This is a genomic window from Methylorubrum sp. Q1 (genome assembly GCF_004683995.1).
Lineage (GTDB): Bacteria > Pseudomonadota > Alphaproteobacteria > Rhizobiales > Beijerinckiaceae > Methylobacterium.
Window position 1 is genome coordinate 24679 of record NZ_SRHQ01000013.1, and the last position, 18219, is coordinate 42897.

Sequence of the window (18219 nt, forward strand, 5' to 3'; positions counted from 1 at the left end):
GGGCGGTGTGCAAGAGGGGCGGTGTGCTTGCCGAGGCAACGCCGCCATGCTGCCTTGGCCGGCGTTGCTCACGTCCATTCGAAGCGCAGCGTTTCGCGGAAGGCGAAGCGCTCGATGTGGCGCACGACCACCTCGCGCAGGTCGGGCAGGCTGGCGGCATCCTGTGCGGTCAGGTTGATTGTCAGGGTCTCGGGGTCGGCACTCAGCCGCGTCTCGCCGAGCGGCAGCGCGATCCGGGCATCGGTCGGGCTGAACTCGGTCTCGAACCGGTGGGCCCAGTGCTTGCAGAGCTGCTGGAGGTAGCGGCTGGCATGGGGGGTGCTGACGACGGCGTGGCTCTCGGGCATGTCGGTTTCCTGGCTGTGCCGTGCTCGCTCAGCGTGCGGCGTGGCGGGGGCTCTCGGTGCGGCGGCCGGCGGTGGCCGCCCGCACGCGAAAAAGGTCTGTGGGCAGGACCGAGAAGCTGGCCTCGCCGAACCATTCGAGCGAGCCTTCCGCCTGCGGCGGCAGCGTCTTGAGGAAGGTGCCGTAATCCAGCGCGCCGTCGAACAGGGCGGTCATGCCCTCGCGCCGTCCGGCCGCGGCGTAGACGTTGGCCGGCTCGAACACCGACAGGTCGGCGCGGCTGCGCACGTTCTTGAGGTGATAGTAGTCGATATGCGGGCCAAGCCGGGCGTGGGCCGCGAGCGGGTCGTCGCCGCCCTCCCAGACGTGGAGCGTGTCGAAATTGACCCGGAGGTTCGGGTGATCGACCGCGTCCAGCAGGTCGAGGAGCGAATCGGTGGTGTCGGCGAGCGTGCCGGGATGCGTCTCCACCACGAGGCGCAGGCCCTGGTCGGCGAGCTGGCCCGCCGCCATCCGCAGGCGCTGGGCGACGTGGGCGCGCTCCTCCGGCGCGGTGGTGGCGCTGGCCTTGGTCCCGGCGAAGGTGCGCAGCCGCGGCGCCCCCCAGCTCCGCGCAAGGCCGGCCAGTTCGGCGGTCCGCTCGGTCAGGGTGCTGGTGGCTGCGTCGAGCGGCAGGTAGTCGCTCAGCATCGGCACCCGCAGCCCGTAGGCGGCGAGCCATTCGGCGTGGTCGCCGGGGCCGAGATTGCGGGCGTGAACGCCCCACAACTCGATCCCGTCGAAGCCGTGGCCGCGGGCGAAGCGGGCGAGCTCGCCGACCGACACCAGATGGTGGCGAAAGCTGATGGTGCAGAGCGCGATTCTCATGCGGAGAGCCTTTCGCGGAAGGATACGGCGGTCTGTCCGAGATCCGGGCTCTTCTCCCGCCACGCCGCGTAGGCCGAAGCGAGCTGCCGCTTGATCGCGAATTCCTGCGCGTCGAGCGCGTCGAGACGCGCGAGGACGGGGGCGACCTCCCCCATCTCCCCGGTCCGGGCGAGCTTCAGCACGGCGTAGTGCAGGGCGGTGAGGCCGTTCACCAGGGACTCGATCTCGTCGCAGATCCGCTGGAATTCCGGGTCCGGCCAGCGCAGGGCCCGCCAGAAGAAAGCGAAGCCGTGCTCGTAGGCCCATTTGCGGATGGTGATGACCGGCAGTTCGCGCAGGGCCTCGCCGACCTCCGTCAGCTTCAGCCCGCCGCGTCCCTCGGCATGGGCAAGCACGATGGCGCGCGCGGCATCGATCAGCGGGTTGGTGTCGAACCGGAAGCAGGCCTCGAAAAAGGCCGCCAGATCCGTGTCCGCCGGCGGATGGGCCCGCGATGGGTCGAAGCGGTAGCCGCCGGCGACGCTCGGCTGGCGGATGGCGTTCAGCATCCGCTCGCGCTCGATCACGCCCGCCCAGCGGAAGTCGGGGTCGCGCACTTGCCAGAGGGCCGGGTCGTCGCTGCCTTCGACCAGCAGGTAATGCGGGAAGGGGTTCTGGTTGAACTTGTTCTCCCGCTCGGGGAGGTGGAACATGTCGAGCATCACCATGATGCGCGTGTCCGGCTCGCGCCGCTCCATGAGGCCGAGCAGGGTGGCGACGTTCTCGTCCTTCGAACGGGAATGGTCGTACCAGGAGACGAGCGGCACGCCGTAGAGCCGCTCGAACCAGTAGCGGAACGACTCGTGATCCATCGCGTCCGAGTGGTAGGCGAGCCGCGTGCCGTCGGTGATGGCGAACTCGGCGTCCCAGATCAGGGCGTAGAACGGGCGATGGTCGATGCCCCGCGCCTTCAGCCCGTCGCAGACGCAACTGACGAAGCAGTGGATCTTCAGGTCGTAGGGCATCGCGCCGTGGACGCCCTCGGAGGGCGTCTCGGGCTCGGCGGCGACCGGCTCAGCGCCCGGCGTCAGGAGTCGGGCGAGGTCGGCGACGGTGGAGACGTCCTGCCGGTTGATCGCCGCTTCGGGCACCGACACCCCGTGCGTCAGCTCCAGCGCCAGGATGAGCTGAAGCAACTGGACGGAATCGAGGTAGAGATCCTCGTTCAGCCGTGCGTCCGGCCCGAACCCATCGAGATGGGGATGGCGCATCTCCTCGCGCAGCACCGTGCCGATGGCCGCGATCAGCGTCTCGTTGCTCACGCCACCGCCTCCAGGCCGCCGCCCCGGTATTGCGCGGCGACCGCGCGTCGAGAAATCTTGCCGTTGGCCTCGCGCGGGATCGCGCCGACCTGCACCGCCTCGACCGGCACCTGGTGGCCGGCGAGCCAGCGGCGGCACCAGTCCTGCAGCGCGCGGGGCGGCACGGGGCTTTCAGCGCTGAACAGCAGCGTCACCCGCTCGCCCGCGAACGGGTCGGGCCGGGCGAAGGCTACGGCGTCGGTGATGCCGGGCATGGCCATCACCACGTCCTCGACCTCGCCGGGATAGACGTTGAGGCCCGAGACGTTGATCGTGTCGTCCTTGCGCGCGACGAAGACCAGCATGCCGTCGGGCTCGCGATAGCCGAGATCGGCGGTGTGGATCGCCCCGCCCTCCCCCTCGACCACGAGTTCCGCCGGGGCGTCGGGGCCGGTCCCCGCCCGGACGCGGTGATGCGGCAGCGGGCGGCCGATGGCGTCGGCGCGGCGCAGATCCGGATTGATCGCGATGCAGCCGGCTTCCGAGCAGCCGTATTGCTGGAACAGGTGGGTGACGCGCCCGCGGATGGCGGAAAACCAGGGTGCGGGCAGGAGCGTGCCCGAGACCATCGCCGCGTGGAGGGTCTCGCCCTCGGGCATCAGCCGGGCCAGCGTGTGCAGCATGGCCGGCGCGGTGTAGAGCACCGGCCGCTCGATCTCGCGCAGGCGGCGCAGGAGGTATTTCGGGTTGGTGGTGTCCACGATCACCGGCATGCGGCCGCGGCGCAGACCCACGAACAATCCGCAGATCAGCCCGTAGGAATGGGTGATCGGGCAGGCGATGACCGGGGTCATCCCGGCCGGCTCGGTGAAGGCGCCGACATAGCTCTCGACCTCGCGCTCCACCGCGCTCCAGGGGCGGGCGATGCATTTGGGCTCGCCGGTGGTGCCGGAACTCATCTGGAGCAGCTCGCCCTCCCCCGGAACCGGCGGGGCGGCGCCGTCCAGGGTCTCGCTCTCCAGGCCGTCGAGGAACAGGCGGTGGCAGCCGGCGCGCGCGGCGAGCCGGCGCGCGCCCTCGTCCGGCAGCGCCGGATGGATCGGCAGCAGGCTCGCCCCGCTGCGGCGGGCGGCGAGGATGAAGGCGAGCCCCTGGGCGGTGTCGCGGAAGCGCGCGGCGACGCGCTCGCCGCTGCCGCCGCGCAAGGCCGCCTCAGCCTCGACGCGCCGGATGGCGGCCTCCATCGCGTCTGCCGGGATGGTGCGGCCGTCGATCTCGATCATGCAGGCTCCGGAAGTGGCGTCGGGGGAAGGGAACAGGGAGTTGGGCGCATGGAGGCTGCCGCGCGCCTCGCCGAGCCCGAGCTTGCGCGACAGCAGCGCCTCGACCCGCAGCCGGGGCGCTTCGACCGCGAGCCGGGCGAGCCGCGCCTCCAGCCCATGCTCCGCCGCGTGGCGCCGCAACTGCCGGCCGATGCGGCGCCAGAACCCTGGCTCGTCGAGACCGTGCCGGCGCCCGAGGAGAGCGGTGATCTCGCTGAGGTTGAAGACGAACAGGCTGTCGGTGACGAGTTCGGCGAGCGTCGCGGCCGAGCGCATGGCGTGGAAGCGGTCATCCGCCGGCCCGGCATGGGCCGGGTCGATCGCCCCGAAATCCGGCACGCGCTCCGGATGCGTCACGAAGTCGGGGGCGTATTCCGCGCTCTCGTGGAAGTCGCGCAGGATCACCCGTTCCGGCCAGCCGTCGCGATGGACCAGAATCATGTTCTGGCCGTGCGCCTCCAGGGCGACGCCGTGGGCCGCGAGCAGGTGCCAGACCGGCAGCACCGCGACCGCGACGAGGCGGTCGAGCCAGGCATCGCGGCCGTAGCGATCGAGCCAGGGCGCGACGAAGGGGCTGCCATCCGCCTCGCACACGGCCAGCGCGTTGAAGGGCAAGGCCGCCTCGCCGGGTGCGAGACGCGGGCTCTCCCGCCAGATCGCGGCGAGCTGCCCGGCGAGCGGCCCGTCCCGGTCGGCGAGCGCGGCGGCGTATTCGCGCAGCACCGTTACGCGGCCGTGCAGCGCGGGATCGGCGGCGACGAGGTCGGCGAGCCAGTCGGACAGGGCCGGGCCGGTCAGCACGAAATGCGGATCGAGGATGCGCAGGCTCGAGGTCGAGACGACACTCAAGGCTAGTTTCACGCTCGCGGCGGACGGGTCGTCGCAATTGTGGAGCGTGCGCAGGGACTGGCTCGCGAGGTAGCGCGGGCCGGCGGTGCCGAGCGCGACGGCGCGGCCCTCCGCCAGCCAGGGGCGCAAAGCCTCCTCTTCGAGCCGGCGCATCTGCCAGGGATGGACCGGCAGCAGCGCGTGCGTGTCGAGGGAATGCCCGGCCTCGTCGAGGCGGCGGGTCAGCACGTCCCGGGCATCGCCGAGTTCGGCCCGCCAGAACCCGTCCTCCGGGCCCGGCAGCGCAAGGGCGATCGTGTCTCGGCGCACAGCCAGCCATCCGAGGCGGAACGGCGCGGCGGCCTCGGGGCCGTAGCGGCGGTGATCCTCCAGGGTGAAGCCGGTGCGCGCCTTGAAGCTCGGATGGTAGGGATGGCCCTCCCACAAAGCCGCATCGAGCGCGGCGAAGGGCAGAAGGCGGCGCTCCGGCAACGCTAGGTTTTGGGCGTTCCAGCGGCAGAGTTCGACCGTCTGCCGAAGCTCGGCCAGCAGCCGCGTCCGGTGCTCCGGTGCGGCGGGAAGGGGTTCCACGAGGATGGAGAGGTCGGCCGGCACCCAGCCGCCCTCTTCGCCCGCCATCTCGACCGAACCGGGATCGAGGCGGGGGCGGTCGAACGGGCCGAGGGTGCCGGTCGCGCGGAAGCGGTGCGGGCCGAGACGCCACGCGATCCGACCGGCGACGTCGCGGGCCGGCTCGCGCTCGGCCAGCCCCTCGAACAGGACGGCTTCCGCCAACTGGCGCAGGACACGCGCTTCGGGCTGCTCCATCGTCTCAGGATGCGAGGGCATGGCCGGCCTCGCCCCGAGCCGCCCGAAGCATGAGCGGGTTCGGCATGTCGATGTAGTTGCCGGTGCCGTCGCCCGAGGCGAGTTCGTCGCGGTCGGACAGGCGCACCCGCAGGTTGGCCTTGGTGCAGAGGCTCTGACCGTCGAGCACCGAGCGGGCGAAGGCGCGACCGGCGCCGGTCATGCGGCGTGCCATCGCCTCCAGGCGGCGGGCGAGGTCGTCGAGGAGCGTTTCCTCGCGCGCCAGCCCGTCATGGCCCATACGGGCGACGACGGAGAAGATCTGGTTGACCACGAGATAGTAGGCAAGCCGTCGGCGGATCTCGCCGTCCGGGAAATAGAGCGAGGCGATTGAAGCGGTCTCGGGCGCGTCGCGCAGCAGCCGGGGGCGAGCGGATTCCGAGAGGTAGAAGCCCTGGTTGTCGCGGTAGAAGCCGCGCTCGGGCCAGCCGGAGGCGACATCGAGCAGCGCGTTCTGTTGGTGAGCCTCCAACGCGATGCCATGCGCGTCGTAGAGGGCGACGACGGGCTCCAGCATGCAATCGAGATAGCGGGCGAACCACCTGCGGGCGGCCTGGGCGCGCGCCGCCGAACCCTCCGGGCAGACCTGCCGCAGAAGGGCCTCCAGCCGCGAGAGGCGGCCGGGCAGCGGCTCGGCGGTGAGCGCTGCCAGTGTGGCGATACCCCGCTCCACCCCGTCGCGGAACGGGTTCTCGCGCAGGACCGTCTCGAAGCCGCTCTCCTCGCGGTCGGGGTTGTGCAGGGTGAGGTAGGCGGGGTCGGCGAGGAGCCGGAAGTTGGGATGGCGCGCGGCGAACGGGCTTTTCGCCAGCAGCCGGGCCATGGCGACGCCGGCCTTGAGTTCGGCGAGCCGGTTCACCCGCAGCGAGTTGGTGAGGGTGACGGGCAGCGAGAACTTCGCCATCCACGGGCTCTCGGCCGCGTAGACGGTGCGCAGCGAGGAGGTCGCGGTGAAGCGGGGGCCGACGGCGCCGAGCCGCCGCAGGCGGCCCGCCTCGACCCATGCGGCGACGTGCGGCTCCAGCATCAGCGCCTCGGCCTGGAGCGGATGCATCGGCAGGGCGATCTCGTCGGCGCGCAAGCCCAGCCGGGCGGCGTCGGGGCCGAGCAGGTCGAGGGCGAGGTCGGGCGCGGCGCGGGCCACCGCCGAGTCGTGACGGACGAGGCTCGCCTCGGCGCCGAACACCGCGAGCTGGAACGTGCCCCCCTCCTCCGGCGCGTAGGCCCGGGCCTGCCAGGTGGTGAGGCCCTGCCGGCTCTTGGGCGTCGGGTGCAGCCAGTGGCCGAAGACGAGGGCGCGCTCGGCGGCGATGAAGCCGGTTTCCGCCTCCGCCGTCCGCTCGGCGAGGTCGAGCAGGCGCGCGGTCTCGCGGTAGCTGTCGAGCACGCGCCCGAGCAGTTCCAGCTCCCGCTCGCGGGCGGTCTCGCCCCGCCCCTCATCCGTGCGCGAATAGGCCTCGCCGAGAAGCTCCTGAAGCGCGCGCATCGGCGCCACCGGCCGCCAGCGCGGCTCGTGCAGGTGGCGGGTCCAGAGGCGGCCGAACGCGTGCGCGCCGCACAGCGAGGGCGACAGGATCTCGGCGCGGATCGCAAGGCGGCGGCTGCGCAGGTTCCACTCGACGCACGGCGCGGGCGGCCCGTCCGTCAGCGCGTGCCGGATGCGGATGCCGGAGTCGATCTCGCGCAGATATCCGTTGGCGAAGCTGCGGAAGGCGGCCGCCTCGGCAACGGCTTGAGACGATGGTGGCATGATCTTCGAAACCTCGTGTGAGCCTTGAGGGCCCGGCCGGATCGCGGCGGGGGCGTGCGCCCGAATTTCCGATCTGCCGGCCCGGCGCCGCGCCGTCGGATCGATGCGGCAGTCCGGCCGCTGGGCAGCCTGTGCGTCATCGTCGTCATCAGGCCTGAGCGCGCGGCGAACTCAGCGTTGCGGCGGCAGGCGTGGGGGAGCGTGCGGTTTCGAGAGAGAAAAGGTCGTCGATGGAAGCGTAGGGGAAAAGTTGCTCTTCGTAATAATTGCTCATCGGACTGAGGACTCCCTCGAATCGCTTGAGGCTGAAGGCGTGTTGCGCAAACTCAAAGCATGCGTCAAGAGAAGATGAATTTATTGGAATTGTTCTTGATATAGGGTGATGGCCCGGTTGCCTTGTCGTGGCAGTTGGTTGCCATCGAAAATATTCTTTATTTATCCGTCGTTTTATCGAGTGTGGGCCTGTTTCATGCCTCCGCCGGTCACGGCGTGAGCACGCTCAGCGAGCCATCTCTGATTGTGCCCGCGATCCTGCCGCGCCGGACCGCCACATCGCATCGCCGTCCGTCTCCGAACCGGGCTTCGCTCCCGGACCCGTCGGATGATCGCGACGCGTGAAGCGCGCGTTGCGCCGCGATGGAAAATCCGTTGCTTATTCGCAACGAGGCCATGAAATGATTTGTAGTCTTTAGCTGTTATAATTCTCGTCTTGTTTCTGGGGCGGGTATTTCGACTGTCTGTGCAACGTTTTGCGACAGTATCGTCCTCTAGACTGGAAATGATACAAGCTATTGTGGGGCTTGCATAATCCACGCGTCTCCTTCTGGTCGGTCCTCAGTCATCGATCAGCGTGGGATCATCTGTGGGCGACGGGACCGACCTCATGGCGGGAGGGGCGACGGGGGTGTCGATCGATGCCCTCTACCGTCACGAAGGGCTGAAGCTCCGGCGATTCCTCCAGCGCCTGCTCGACAACCCGGCCGACGCCGCGGATGCGAGCCAGGAAACCTACCTGCGCATGGTCGCCGCGCTCTCGCGCACGAGCATCGAGCACCCCTCGGCCCTGTTGTTCCGCATCGCCACCAACGTCGCCCTTCGGATGCGCAACCGCGGCCGGCTGGAGCGGATTCTGTTCGCGGCGAAATGCGAGGCGGAACTCGCCGAGATCGCCGACGGCTACGCCCTGCCGGAGCGGCAGACGATCGCCCGCCAGGAGCTGAAGCGCCTGGCTGCGGCGATCGACGCGTTGCCGCCCCGCTGCCGCGAGGTGTTCCTGCTCAGCCGCCTCGACGGCCTCGCGAACGGCGAGATCGCGCAGCGCCTCGGCATTTCGCGCAACATGGTCGAGAAGCACATCATCAAGGCCCTGCTGCATTGCCGGCGCAGCCGCCTCGATCTTTTTTGAACGAGTCGCATCAGGAGGCGGCGACCTCGTTGATCTAAGGGGATAGGACACCCGCGCTGCGCCATTTCGGGCCGCGGTGGGCCCCGGGGGGATTGGCGTGGCCGGCAGCGACGGGACGGAGGCCGAAGAGACTGACGAGGCCGACGGCGATGAGGATCCGGTCGAGCGCGAGGCCGCGGCCTGGGTCGCGCGGCTCTCCTCCTCCGACGCCACGCAAGCCGATCACAGGGCCTTCGAGGCCTGGCGCAAGGCCGATCCCGTCCACGCGGCGGCCTATGCCGAGATGGATGCGCTGTGGCGCCGGCTCGGGCATCTGCCCGATCCCCGCCCGCGCAAGACGTCGGACAAAACATCGAACAAGACACCGAAATCGCTCGCCGGCCTGGCCGCCGTCGCCCTGATCGCCGCCGCCCTGGCCTACGAGACCGGTCTCCTCGACCGGCTCCGCGCGGATCTGTGGAGTGGCGTCGGCACCATCGAGCACGCGACGCTGCCCGACGGCAGCCGCGTCGACCTCAACACGGACACGGCGATCGCGGTGCGGTTCACCGCGGGGGAGCGCGGGATCGCGCTTCTGCGCGGCGAGGCCAGCTTCGATGTCGTGCCCGATCCGAGCCGGCCCTTCGTGGTGCGGGGCGGCGGCCTGAGCGTGCGCGCGGTCGGAACCCGGTTCTTCCTGCGCGCGGACGGGGCGGACAGTCCGGTGGGCGTCGCGGAGGGGCGTGTCGATGTCTCGGCCGAGAGCGGGCGCGTCGTCGTCTCGGCCGGGGAGGAAGTCCGGATCGGCGGCGACGCCCTGCACGTGGCGGCGGCGGATGTGGAGCGGGCCACGGCGTGGCGCGACGGCCGGCTGATCTTTTCCGGAAAGCCGCTGGCGGCGGTCCTGGCGGAACTGAACCGCTACCGCCGCGGGCGCATCGTGCTGCTCGACCGTGGGCTCGGCGAGCGGCGCGTGACCGGCGCATTCGATGCCCGCAACACGGACGACGCCCTCGACGTGATCGCCGCGACCATGGGCACGCGCATCCGGCGGCTCTCGCCCCTGCTGGTGCTGGTCGGATCGCCCCTGTGAGCAGGGCGACGAGGAGAGGCGAAAAAAATCGCTCTTCCCACGTCAGGAGGTGGCGCCCCCGTTGATCTTAACCATCGAGGGCGCGGCGGCGCACGGCGTGCCGCCCCTCCCGACGGATCGATGGGGCTTTGGTATGGCGTCGCGCGCACGCAGGTTTTCACAGGGCCGGATGGCGGGGATCGCGCTGGCCGGCGTGTCGGTCGCGGTGACGGCTCAGGCGGCCGTGCAAGCCGGCGAGATGATTGGTGAGGGGAAACGCCCGCGGGGCCCGGCTGCGCGCACGATCCTGGCAGAAGCCCCGCTGGGGGGCGCTCCCGTCCGGCTCGCCATCCCTAAGGGATCGCTGGAGGCCGGCCTCGTCGCCTTCACCGAGCAGGCCGGGGTCAAGCTGGTCTACCCGACCGAGTTGACGGCGCGGCTGGAGACACCGGGGCTCGCGGGCGCGTTCGCCCCGCTCGACGCCCTGACCAGGCTCTTGGAGGGCACCGGCCTCACCTATCGCCCGGCCGGCGCCTCGACCATCACCCTGGTCAACCCGCGTTACGTCCAGCTCGGCGCCGAGCCGGCCGGGACGGTGACGCTCGACGAACTGCACGTCGAGGGGCAGGCTCAAGCCCGGGGCCGTGCCACGGCCGCCGGCCTGCCGCCGCCCACCGGAACGGTCGGGCAGCCGCCCGTGCCCTATGCCGGCGGCCAGGTCGGCTCAGGAACCCGGGTCGGCTTCCTGGGCAACCGCTCCGTCCTGAAGACGCCCTTCAGCATCACGGGCTACACGGAGAAGCTGATCGAGGACCAGCAGGCGGTGTCGCTCGCCGATGTCGTGCTGAACAATTCGTCGGTGCGCAACGACGCGCCGCCCTACAGCGAGCGCGATTCCTATTTCATCCGCGGCTTCTCGGTGACCAACCTCGACACGGCCTTCGACGGCCTGTTCTATCTCGCCAACCCGCGCCGCGCCTTCACCGAAGGTCTCGAGCGCGTCGAGGTGCTGCTGGGGCCCTCCGCGCTCCTGAGCGGCGGCACCGGCCGCGTCGGCGGCACGATCAACCTCATCCCGAAGCGCGCCTACGACGAGCCGTTCGCCCGGCTCACCACGGCCTACATCAGCGACGCGCAGATCTGGACCCATGCCGACCTCGGCCGTCGCTTCGGCGAGTTCAAGGAATGGGGCGTGCGCTTCAACGGCGCCTACCGCACCGGCGCCACGCCGCTCGACAACAATGCGATCGAGGTGGGCGTGGCGGCGCTGGGCCTCGACTATCGCGGCGACCGGTTCCGCGCCTCGCTCGACATGACCCACTCGACGCAGAACGTCACGGCGCCGACCTCGCTGTTCAACGCGGTCGCGCCCGGTATTCAGATTCCCCGTGCCCCGAACAACCGGACCAACACCGCGAATCCGTTCGAGTACAACGACAGCCGTTACGGCATGATCGCGGGGCGGGCCGAGTACGACGTCCTGCCCGACACGACGGTCTACATCGCCGGTGGCGCCAGCCGCTACAACGAGGACTTCCTCACCTCGAACTACCGCGTGACGAGCGTGGCCGGGCAGGCAACCAACCAGCTCGCCATCCAGCCCCAGGAGATCCAGGGGCTCACCGGCGAGGTGGGCCTGCGCACCCGCTTCAGCACCGGCTTTCTCAACCATCAGGTGAACATCGCGGCCGTCGAGGCGAACAACAAGAACTTCCGCAGCGGCTTCGTCCCGCCCGTCTTCACCCCCTACACGATCAACATCTACAATCCGGTCTATCTGCCGGCCGGATCGATTCCGACGATCGGGCTTCCCCGCTCCGCCGCGCAGCCGCTCTTCGCCCAGCTCTCCGCGCGCAGCGTGGCGGTGGCCGACACCCTGTCGTTCTTCGGCGACGACCGCTTCCTGCTGACGCTCGGCGGGCGCTATCAGGAGATCGACCAGCAGGGCTTCGCCACCCGTCCGGGGCCGACGCAGGGGCAGGTGACCTCGAACTATCGGGAGGGCCGCTTCAGCCCCGCCATCACCTTCGTGCTGAGCCCGTTCGAGAACCTGTCCTTCTACGGCAACTACATCGAGTCGCTCGATCCGGTGGCCGCGGCGCCCCTCACGGCGATCAACGCCAATGTCCTCTTCCCGCCTGCCGTGGGGCGGCAGAAGGAAATCGGCGTCAAGTACGATTTCGGCACCATTGCCGCCACGGCCGCGCTGTTCGAGATCGAGCTGCCGAACGCTTTCACCGATCCCGGGACCCGCATCTACTCGGTCAGCGGCCGTCAGCGGAACCGCGGCGTCGAGCTGAACGTGTTCGGCGAGGTCGTCCCGGGCCTGCGGCTGCTCGGCGGCGTCACCTTCATCGACGCGGAACTGGTCAACACGCCGGGAGGACAGTTCAACGGGCGGGCCGCGCCCGGCGTGCCGGATACCGCGTTCAACCTCTACGCCGAGTACGACCTGCCGCCGTGGCTGGCGCCGGGCCTGACCCTGACGGGACGGGCGATCTACACCAGCAGCATGTTCTACGATCAGGCCAACACCCAGTCGGTTCCGGACTGGACGCGCTTCGATGCCGGCTTGCGCTACACGACAGAGGGCGTGAACGGAAAGCCCGTCGTGTTCCGCGCCCTCGTCCAGAACCTGCTCGACGACTCGTACTGGGCCTCCGCCGCCCGCGGCTTCCTCGCCGTCGGCGCGCCGCGTACCTTCATCGTCTCCGCCTCCGTCGATTTCTGAGAGAGCGACGCGTCGCTTCCAGCCCCGCCCTGCCCCGACATCGCGAAGGGGTAAGGGCGGGCCGCTCGGTCGCGCACGCCTGGCCTGTCGATCGCCCCACCCGCAGGGCGCGCGGCGGGCTTTTCGCATTTGCGCGCTCGATCCGCCCGCGCTCTGCCGCCGAAACGGGCAGATCTCCGCGCTGAACGGCCCGCCGCCGGCAGAGTGCGCCCGTCCGGGCGGCGATCACCGCCAAGCTGACCGGTCTGTGTGATTTGTGGCTTCTGGCACGGGTCCTGCAATGTGGTTTTTGACCACTTTGATGGGTGCGTGGGAACTCGGGAGCCTCAAGTATGGCCGGTACGATGGACCGCAGGCGGTTTCTTCAGGCGAGCGCCGCTGCTGTGGGTTTTGCCCAGATCGATCCCGACTTCCTGATCTCCTCCGCCTTCGCGCAGACCGGCAAGCCGCTGGTCTTCCTCTCGGCCGAGAACATCACCGGCAACTGGGACCCCACCGCCCACACCACGCTCTCGCAGAAGAACATCGAGGGCTTCGTGATGGGCTTCCTGACCCGCACGCCGATGACCCTCGATGACCCCGGCAAGGTGGTCTATGAGCTCGCCACCGACATCAAGCTCCTCGATCCGCACCGCCTGCAGATCAAGCTGCGCAAGGGCGTGCACTTCCACGACGGCAAGCCGTTCGGGCCCGAGGACGTGAAGGCGACCTTCGAATACGGCTCGGGCAAGGACCGGCCGGCGCAGTGGTATCCCGGCCCGACCGAGACGCTGACGATCACCACGCCCGACGACGAGACCGTGATCGTCGACACCTCGAAGGGCGGTTACCCCGCCCACCTCTTCATCTTCCTCGCCTCGTTCCTGCCGATCCTCTCGGCCAAGGACGTGGCCGAGGGCCCGGGCGGCGCCCTCACCCGGCGCCTGAACGGCACCGGCCCGTTCCGCTTCGTCGAGCAGCGCGGCAACGACACCGTGCTCAAGGCCCATGACGGCTATTTCCGCGGCAAGCCCGGCATTCCCGGCATCAACTTCACCTTCACCGGCGACTCGACCACGCGGATGCTGTCGCTGATGAACGGTCAGGCCTCGATCGTCGAGCGGCTCGAACCCGAGCAGGTCGAGACGGTCAAGAACAACCCGAAGATCGCGATCAACGAGGTCGTCTCGGTCGAGAACAAGTATCTCTGGTTCCGCTGCTCCAAGCCGCCCTTCAACGACGTGCGGGTGCGCATGGCCGCCTGCCACTCGATCGACCGGGCGATGCTGCTGGAGATCCTGGGCGCGGCGGGCCACGCCTGCGCCAACTTCATCCCCCGGTGAAGTTCGGCTACGTCGACCTCAAGAACTACCCGGCCTACGACCCGGCCAAGGCGCAGGCGCTGCTGGCCGAGGCGGGCTTTCCCAAGGGCAAGGGGCTGCCGCCGCTCGAATACATCACCTCGGTCGGGTTCTACCCGAAGACGAAGGAATACGGCGAGGTCATCACCGCGATGCTCAACGAGCAGGGCTTTCCGGTGAGCCTCACGGTGCTGGAGCCGGCGGCCTGGAACGAGCGGCTCTATCACCGCCCCGGCGGCGGGCCCGGCCACATGGTCGATTGCGGCTGGTCCACCGCCTCGCCCGAGCCGGATCTGGTGCTGCGCACCCACTTCCACTCCTCCTCGCACCGCATCACCGGCATCGAGGATGCGCAGATCGATGCGAGCTTGGATCGTGAGCGCGCGGCGCCGACGCTGGAGGAGCGCAAGGCCATCCTGCAGAACGAGACGATGCCGCTGCTGGCCGCCAAGATGCCGGCGCTGTCGCTGTTCACCTCGGTGATGATCCACGCGATGCAGCAGGAGCTGAAGGGCCTCTACATCTACCCGGACGGCTCGATCGACGCGTCCAAGACGGCCTGACCGGCAAATCTGCCTGACCGGCAAGTCTGCCTGACCGGACTGCCCGCGCCGGGCGCGGAGCCCGGCCCCCTCGCGGGCGGCCGGATCCCGCCCCGCCGATCCCGTCGCCGGACCGGAAACATTTTGATGTTCGTTCTTAGTTTCCTCGTCCGGCGCCTCGCGCAGGGTGCGCTCATCATCTTCCTCGTCTCGCTGCTGATCTTCACCCTGCTGCGGGTGATGTCGGGCAACCCCGTGCGCCAGATGGTGGGTGGGATGGCGCCCGATTCCCTGGTGGAGCAGATCGCCACCACGATGGGCCTGCGCGATCCGATCATCGTGCAGTTCGGCCGCTATGCGGCAGGGGTGGTCCAGGGCGATCTCGGCCGCAGCTTCATGCGGCCGGCCAACGGCGCGGCGACGGGGGGGGCGAATTTCGACGACCTGACCCGCGGCGAGCGGGCCGGGGTCGGCGGCCTCATCCTCGACGCCCTGCCGATGACCCTGCAGCTCGCCGCCCTGGCGCTCGCCATCGCGCTCGCCTTCTCGGCCCTGCTCGGGATCGCGGCGGGCCTGCGCCCCGGCGGGTTCTTCGACCGGCTCGCCTTCGCGGTCTCCTCCGTCTTCATCTCGATCCCGAATTTCTGGCTCGGCATCGTGCTCGCCCTACTCTTGTCGGTGAAGCTCGGCTGGCTGCCGGCGATCGGCTATGGCGGCTTCTCGTATACGGTGCTGCCGGCCCTGGTGCTCGCCGTCGAGCTGTCGCCGGTGCTGATCCGGACCCTGTCGAGCGCGGTGGCGGCGCAGATGGGCGAATCTTACGTCGCCGTCGGCCATGTCCGCGGCCTGTCGCGCCCGCGCATCGTCGCCGCGCATGCGCTGCGCAACGCCTCGGTGCCGCTCCTCAACCTGCTCGGCGTGCAGTTCTCCTCGCTGCTCGGGGGCGTGATCATCGTCGAGTACATCTTCGACTATCCCGGACTCGGGCTGCTCACCATCAACGCCGTGCTCCAGCGCGACTTTCCGCTGATCCAGGGCATCGCGATCGTCACCAGCGCGATCTTCGTCCTCATCAACATCCTCGTCGATCTCGCGGCGACCACCATCGATCCGAGGCTCGAATACTGATGGATGCCGTGGATTCCGCCCTGGCGCTCGCCCCGCCCCGCGTCGATGTCGCGGCCTCGCGCTCCATCGGCCGGCGCATCCTCGGGCGCGCCGCCCGCTCCGGGGGCTTTCGCGTCGGCTTCGTCGTGCTCGCCCTCCTCGTGCTCGCCGCCGCGCTCTACCCGGAACTCAGCGGCATCGACCCGGCGATGCGGGACATCCGGGCGCGGCTGCTGCCGCCGCTGTTCCTCGGCGACAAGTGGAGCTGGGCGCACCCGCTCGGCACTGACCAGATCGGCCGCGACATGCTGGTGCGCTGCCTCGTGGGCCTGCGCTACTCGCTGCTGATCGGCGTGGCCTCGGTCGCCGTCACCGTGGTCATCGGCTGCGCGCTCGGCACCGTCGCCGGCTATTTCGGCGGGCGCACCGACACGGTGATCATGCGGATCACCGACGCGCAGCTCTCGATCCCGATGATCATCCTGGCGATCGCCGTGCTCGGCGCCGACCGCCCGACGATTCCCGCGATCATCCTCGTGCTCGGCCTGTCGAACTGGCCGGTCTATGCCCGCGTCATGCGCTCGGTGGTGATGGCCGAGCGCGGGCGCGAATATGTGCGGGCCGCGCAGGTCTCGGGCGCCACGCATCCGCGCATCATCCTCACGCTGCTGGTGCCGCTGTTGGTGCCGCCGCTGCTCTTCACCTCGGTGCTCGATGTCGCGCGGATGATGATCTTCGAATCGACGCTCGGCTTCCTCGGCCTCGGCGTGCAGCCGCCGACACCGACCTTCGGCAGCATCATCGCGGACGGGCGCAAATACCTGCTCAACGCGTGGTGGATCGCCACCATGCCGGGCGTGTTCCTGTGCCTCACGCTCACCGGCATCAACCTGATTGGCGCCGCCTTCGAGCGTGCCCGCAACTCGATCCACGGGGGCGCCTGATGGACCCGGTGCTCTCCGTCCGCGACCTCTCCGTCGCCCTCACCCTCCCCGGGCGTGAGCGAACCCTTCTCGATCGCATCGGCTTCGACGTCGCCCCGCGGGAGATCGTCGGCGTCGTCGGCGCCTCGGGCGCCGGCAAGACCGTGCTGTCGCGCGCCGTGGTCAACTGGATCACGGCCCCGCTCGCGATCCGCTCCGGCACCGTGTCCTTCCGCGGGCAGGATCTGCTGGCGCTGCCGCCGCGGGCGATGCGGCTCTTGCGCCGCGACATCGCCTATGTCGGCGCCGACCCGATGGGCGCCCTCGACCCGACCCTGCCGGTCGGGCGCCAGATCGTCGAGAAGCTGCGCGCTGTCATGCCCGAAGTGAGCCGGAAAGAGGCGCAGGCGCGCGTGATCGCCCTGCTCGATGCTGTGCGCATCCCGTCGCCGGCCGCGCGCTTCCACGATTACCCCTCGCAGTTCTCCGGCGGGATGATGCAGCGCGCGCTCATCGTCGATGCCATGGTCTCGAACCCGGCCCTGCTGGTGGCCGACAACGTGACCCAGCCCCTCGACGTGACGGTGGCCGCCCAGGTGATCCGCCTGATGCGCGAACTCACCGAGCGGTTCGAGACCGCGATCCTGTTCGTCTCCTCCTCGCTGCCCGTGGCCCGCGAGGCGGCGAGCCGCACCCTGGTGATCGATGCCGGTCGGCTGGTCGAGGAGCAGCCGACCGAGGCGCTGATCGCCGCGCCGCGCCACGCCTATACCCGCGATCTCGTCGCGCAGATCCCGGTGATCTGGGGCGAGCGCCCGCGCCTGCCCGCGGTGCCGAAGGCCCCCGGCGCGCGACCGCCCCAGGCGATCATCAGCCTGCGGGACGTGTCGCAGACCTACCGGGTGAAACGGCGCGGGAGCTTTGCCGGCACGAGCGCGCTGCGGGCCGTGCGCAACGTCACCTTCGACATCGCCCAGGGCGACAGCTTCGCGGTGGTGGGCGAATCCGGCTGCGGCAAGTCCACCCTGATGCGGCTCCTGAGCCGCCTGGAACGCCCGAGCGGCGGCAGCGTCTTGTGCGAGGGCCGTGACATCGCCGGCTTGTCGGGGGCCGAACTCCTCGGCTTCCGCCGCAAGCTGCAACTGGTGCTCCAAGACCCGTTCAACTCGCTGCCGCCGCGCACCGGCATCGGCGCCATGCTGGAAGCGCCGCTGCGCACCCATGGCTGGCGCGACCCGAGAAAGATCCGCGAGCGGGTGCGCGCGGTGATGGACGATGTGGGCCTGGCGCCAGCGCTCTACGACGACCTGCCGCTCGGGCTCTCGGCCGGGCAGCGCCAGCGCATCAACGTCGCCCGCGCCATGGTGCTCGAGCCTCAGATCCTGCTCATGGACGAGACGCTCTCGGCCCTCGACCAGACCGAGCAGTTCAAGCTGCTGGCCCTGTTCGAGAAACTCCAGCGCACGCATGGGCTGACCTACATCTACATCAGCCACGACCTCGCGATGGTGCGCAAAGCCTGCAACCGCATCGCGGTGATGTATCTCGGCGAGGTCGTCGAACTCGCCGACAACGAGCGCCTGTTCTTCGATCCCGGCCACCCCTACACCCGCGCCCTGCTCTCGGCGATGCCGGCCCTGGAGGCGCGGCGCTACCGGCCGGAGGATTGCCTGATGGAGGGCGAGCCGCCGAGCCCGATCGACCTGCCGCAGGGCTGCGCCTTCCGCTCTCGCTGCCCGCAGGCCTTCGACGCCTGCGCCACGCATCCCCCGTTCCTCACCGTGCGCGGCGCGCACGACTTCGCCGCCTGCCACCGCGTGCCGGGCGCCGGCGCCGCCCTGCTGGCGGGCGCTGCCTGATG

General features: G+C 69.9%; 11 protein-coding genes and 1 pseudogene. 7 read left to right on the top strand and 5 right to left on the bottom strand.

What is annotated here, in order from left to right; all coding sequences use genetic code 11:
• Positions 1-68: 68 nt before the first annotated feature.
• Genes E4V01_RS13765 through E4V01_RS13785 form a run of 5 tightly spaced genes read right to left on the bottom strand, consistent with a single transcriptional unit; the run spans position 69 to position 7259 of the window.
• Positions 69-347: a DUF2218 domain-containing protein gene (locus E4V01_RS13765; RefSeq protein ID WP_135298725.1), complete on the bottom strand. Its 279-nt coding sequence runs from the start codon at positions 345-347 to the stop codon at positions 69-71.
• A 28-nt stretch (positions 348-375) separates the two neighbouring features.
• Complete coding sequence (locus tag E4V01_RS13770) at positions 376-1212, bottom strand: sugar phosphate isomerase/epimerase (protein WP_060771067.1); 837 nt, start codon at positions 1210-1212, stop codon at positions 376-378.
• Positions 1209-2513, bottom strand: coding sequence for a DUF6005 family protein (locus E4V01_RS13775; protein WP_060771066.1), 1305 nt, complete (start codon positions 2511-2513; stop codon positions 1209-1211). The genes E4V01_RS13770 and E4V01_RS13775 overlap by 4 nt, the downstream gene beginning before the upstream one ends.
• Positions 2510-5491 (bottom strand): IucA/IucC family protein, encoded by a 2982-nt coding sequence (locus tag E4V01_RS13780; RefSeq protein WP_135298726.1) that lies wholly within the window; start codon positions 5489-5491, stop codon positions 2510-2512. The genes E4V01_RS13775 and E4V01_RS13780 overlap by 4 nt, the downstream gene beginning before the upstream one ends.
• A complete protein-coding gene (locus tag E4V01_RS13785; RefSeq protein ID WP_135298727.1) occupies positions 5475-7259 on the bottom strand; it encodes an IucA/IucC family siderophore biosynthesis protein in 1785 nt (594 codons plus the stop codon). Before E4V01_RS13785 ends, E4V01_RS13780 begins: the two co-directional genes overlap by 17 nt.
• A gap of 883 nt (positions 7260-8142) precedes the next feature.
• On the opposite strand from E4V01_RS13785, the gene E4V01_RS13790 reads away from it, so the two are divergent.
• The 7 genes and pseudogenes from E4V01_RS13790 (at position 8143) to E4V01_RS13820 (ending at position 18217) form a co-directional block, all read left to right on the top strand.
• Positions 8143-8664, top strand: coding sequence for an RNA polymerase sigma factor (locus E4V01_RS13790; protein ID WP_135298728.1), 522 nt, complete (start codon positions 8143-8145; stop codon positions 8662-8664).
• A gap of 97 nt (positions 8665-8761) precedes the next feature.
• Positions 8762-9736, top strand: a complete 975-nt coding sequence (locus E4V01_RS13795) for a FecR family protein (RefSeq protein ID WP_135298729.1) — start codon at positions 8762-8764, stop codon at positions 9734-9736.
• A 169-nt stretch (positions 9737-9905) separates the two neighbouring features.
• Entirely contained in the window at positions 9906-12446 is a 2541-nt protein-coding gene (locus E4V01_RS13800; protein WP_135298730.1) for a TonB-dependent receptor, read from the top strand.
• A 332-nt stretch (positions 12447-12778) separates the two neighbouring features.
• Positions 12779-14349 (top strand): annotated as a pseudogene (locus E4V01_RS13805) (ABC transporter substrate-binding protein).
• 126 nt (positions 14350-14475) lie between these two features.
• On the top strand, positions 14476-15456 hold the full coding sequence (locus E4V01_RS13810) for an ABC transporter permease (RefSeq protein ID WP_135298731.1): 981 nt from the start codon (positions 14476-14478) through the stop codon (positions 15454-15456).
• A complete protein-coding gene (locus tag E4V01_RS13815) occupies positions 15456-16379 on the top strand; it encodes an ABC transporter permease (protein WP_135298732.1) in 924 nt (307 codons plus the stop codon). The genes E4V01_RS13810 and E4V01_RS13815 overlap by 1 nt, the downstream gene beginning before the upstream one ends.
• Complete coding sequence (locus tag E4V01_RS13820; RefSeq protein ID WP_135298733.1) at positions 16379-18217, top strand: ABC transporter ATP-binding protein; 1839 nt, start codon at positions 16379-16381, stop codon at positions 18215-18217. The genes E4V01_RS13815 and E4V01_RS13820 overlap by 1 nt, the downstream gene beginning before the upstream one ends.
• The last annotated feature ends 2 nt before the right edge of the window (positions 18218-18219 follow it).